The sequence below is a fragment of the Streptomyces flavofungini genome (genome assembly GCF_041028215.1).
Taxonomy (GTDB): Bacteria; Actinomycetota; Actinomycetes; order Streptomycetales; family Streptomycetaceae; genus Streptomyces; species Streptomyces flavofungini_B.
On the sequence record NZ_JASKYR010000741.1, the window covers coordinates 1 to 3,337 of the forward strand.

General features: G+C 72.6%; 2 protein-coding genes and 1 pseudogene. 2 read left to right on the plus strand and 1 reads right to left on the minus strand.

Annotation, left to right across the window (positions count from 1 at the left end; translation table 11 throughout):
• Nucleotides 1–914: pseudogene (locus tag AB8Z36_RS33560) on the plus strand (ABC transporter ATP-binding protein); the annotation flags it as partial.
• A gap of 14 nt (nt 915–928) precedes the next feature.
• Here the strand turns inward: AB8Z36_RS33560 and AB8Z36_RS33565 are convergent.
• Complete coding sequence (locus tag AB8Z36_RS33565) at nt 929–1,774, minus strand: alpha/beta fold hydrolase (RefSeq protein WP_369217165.1); 846 nt, start codon at nt 1,772–1,774, stop codon at nt 929–931.
• 186 nt (nt 1,775–1,960) lie between these two features.
• On the opposite strand from AB8Z36_RS33565, the gene paaK reads away from it, so the two are divergent.
• Entirely contained in the window at nt 1,961–3,259 is a 1,299-nt protein-coding gene (gene paaK, locus AB8Z36_RS33570; RefSeq protein WP_369217166.1) for a phenylacetate--CoA ligase PaaK, read from the plus strand.
• Nucleotides 3,260–3,337: the final 78 nt, after the last annotated feature.

Consider the following 3,337-nt stretch of genomic DNA (forward strand, 5'->3'; position numbering starts at 1 on the left):
GTCCCTGCTGGTCGGCGGGGTCGCCGACCTCCATCACGAGCTGCTGATGAKCGGCCACTACCTGGCGGTCGTCCGGGCGGGCCCCGACCTCCGCGAGCCCCCCACCGGTCCGGGCCCACGCCCCTGCCTCCCGCCTCTGCAGCGCGGCATCGAGCTACGGGACGTGTGGTTCCGCTACGCCGACGGCCACCCCTGGATCCTGCGCGGCGTCGATCTCCACATTCCCCACGGGCGGTCCGTCGCCCTCGTGGGCCGCAATGGCGCGGGCAAGAGCACCCTGGTCAAACTGCTGTGCCGGTTCTACGACCCCACCCGCGGCGCGATCCTGTGGGACGGCGTCGACATCCGCGACGTGCCGGTGGGTGAGCTGCGCGACCGGCTCGGAGCCGTGTTCCAGGACTTCATGCGCTACGACCTCACGGCGGCCGAGAACATCGCCGTCGGCGACCTCACGGCGCTCGGCGACGGACCGCGCATCCGGGCCGCCGCCCACCGGGCGGGCATCGACGAGGCGCTGCGCGGACTGCCCCACGGTTACGACACGCTCCTGAGCCGCCGCTTCGCGGAGTCCGGCGAAGGCGACCGGCGCACCGGCGCTCTGCTGTCCGGCGGGCAGAGCCGGCGCATCACACTGGCCCGCGCGTTCCTGCGGGTCGACCGCGATCTGCTGATCCTGGACGAGCCGCGTTCGGGACTCGACGCGGAGGCCGAGGCCGATGTGCACCACCGGCTCGGCCACCACCGCGAGGGCCGCACCAGTCTGCTGATCTCGCACCGCCTCAGCGCCGTGCGGGGCGCCGACCGCATCGTCGTCCTGACCCCGGGGCCGCATCACGGAGGCGGGCACCCACGACGAACTCCTCACCCGTGCGGGCACCTACGCCCGCCTCTTCACCCTTCAGGCCAGCGGCTACCTGGACGCGTGACGTCAGTCCCGCGCCAGGAACCCCGCCACCCGTCGTACGAACCACTCCGGGTCGTCCAGCCACGGGAAGTGGCCGCCGCCGGGCTGTACTTGGCGGACGCCCGCGGGAAAGAGGGCGGTCAGTTCGGCCGCGCGGGCCGGGGTGGGGCCGCCGTCCAGGGCGCCCGCGAGGACCAGGACCGGCGCCTCCAGTTCCGAGAGGGCCGCGCGGGTGGCAGGGGGGTCGAAGGCGGCCCGGCCGTAGTAGGCCTCGGAGGCCGCCGCGTTCTTCTGGGCGGCGCTCCGGGCCCGGTGCTCCTGGGCGGCGGCGTCCCAACGGCCGTAGGTGAGCGGGGCGATGGCCTCCCAGCCCGCGCTGGGGGCGCCCTGCTCGGCGATCTCCCGCAGGGCGGTCGCGGCCGCCGGGTACCAGGGCTCGTCCTTGCGCAGGGCGGCCGCCTCGGCGCGGTCCTCAAGGGTCATGGTGCCGCCCACGGCCATCGTCGCCGGGGCGACCAGGACGAGGGTGCGCACGCGCTCGGGGTGGCGGGCCGCGTACAGGGTGGCCAGATCGGCGCCCGCGGAGTGCCCGAGCACATCGGCCCGGTCCAGGCCCAGGTGCTCGCGGAGCGCCTCGATGTCGTCGACGAGCCGGTCGCAGCGGTAGGTGCCGACATCGTCCGGTTCGGCCGAGTCACCCGTGCCGCGCAGGTCGAGCAGGATCAGCCGGCGGTGCGCCGCGAGACCGCCGAGGTCGCCCAGGTAGACGGAGGCGCGCATGGGGCCGCCCGGCACGCACAGCAGCGGCTCGCCCACCCCCTTCTCGTGGTAGGCGAGCTCCGTCCCGTCGTACGCGCTGAAAGTCGGCATGAAGAGGATCATCACATCCCGTGACAGGTGCGGGCAACGCGCGTCGGCCGGGGCGGCGGGCGGTGCTCCGCAGCTCGAAGGCGTGCCGCGCCATCCCTTGACGACCAGGGCCGGGGCTGGATTACTGAGGTCGACGGAAGATCGACGACCGAATGATCGGTCGCCCGTTCAGGACGGGAGAACCTCATGACGCGCCTGCCGCTCGAACTGGACTCTGCGGAACGGCTCGGCCCCCGCGAGCTCGGGGCCCTTCAGCTCGAACGCCTCCAGGACACCCTGCTGCACGCGTACGAGAACGTCCCGTTCTACCGGGCGGCCTTCGACAAGGCGGGGCTGCGCCCCGACGACTGCCGCTCCCTCGCCGACCTGGCACGCTTCCCCCTCACCAGCAAGGACGACCTGCGGGCCAACTACCCCTTCGGGATGTTCGCCGTCGAGCAGTCCGAGGTGCGGCGCCTGCACGCCTCCAGCGGCACGACGGGTCTTCCGACGGTCGTCGGGTACACCGAGCAGGACCTGTCCATGTGGGCGGACGTGGTGGCCCGCTCGATCCGCGCCGCGGGCGGCAGGCCGGGTGACAAGGTGCATGTCGCGTACGGGTACGGACTGTTCACCGGCGGTCTCGGCGCCCACTACGGAGCCGAACGGCTCGGCTGTACGGTCATCCCCGCCTCGGGCGGCATGACCGCGCGGCAGGTGCGGCTGATCCAGGACTTCCGTCCCGAGATCATCATGGTGACGCCCTCGTACATGCTCACCCTCCTTGAGGAGTTCGAGCGGCAGGGCGTCGATCCCCGTACGACCTCCCTGCGGGTCGGCATCTTCGGCGCCGAACCGTGGACCGAGGAGATGCGGCGCGAGATCGAGGAGCGCTTCGCCATCGACGCCGTCGACATATACGGGCTCTCCGAGGTGATCGGGCCCGGGGTCGCGCAGGAGTGCGTCGAGACCAAGGACGGGCTGCACATCTGGGAGGACCACTTCTACCCCGAGGTCGTCGACCCGCTCACCGGGGAGGCGCTGCCGGACGGCGAGCGCGGCGAACTGGTCTTCACCTCCCTGACCAAGGAGGCCATGCCCATCGTCCGCTACCGCACCCGTGACCTGACGCGGCTGCTCCCCGGCACCGCCCGGGTCTTCCGGCGGATGGAGAAGGTGACGGGCCGCAGCGACGACATGGTGATCCTGCGGGGCGTCAACCTCTTCCCCACCCAGGTCGAGGAGATCGTGCTGCGCACGGCGGGCATCGCCCCGCACTTCCAGCTCCGGCTGACCCGCGAGGGCCGCATGGACGCCCTGACCGTGCGCGCCGAGGCCCGCGCGGACACGACGCCCGAGCGGCGTGCCGCCGCGGCCCGGGAGATCGCCGCCGCCGTCAAGGACGGCATCGGTGTCTCGGTGGGCGTCGAGATCGTCGATCCGGAGACGCTGGAGCGGTCGTTGGGGAAGTTCCGGCGGATCGTGGATCTGCGCGACGAACACTGAGGTCGGCAGCGCGAGGAGCGGCTCGGGAGCGGCGTTGTCAGTGGTCGCCGCTAAGTTCATTGGTGTCCCCGCCGGAAG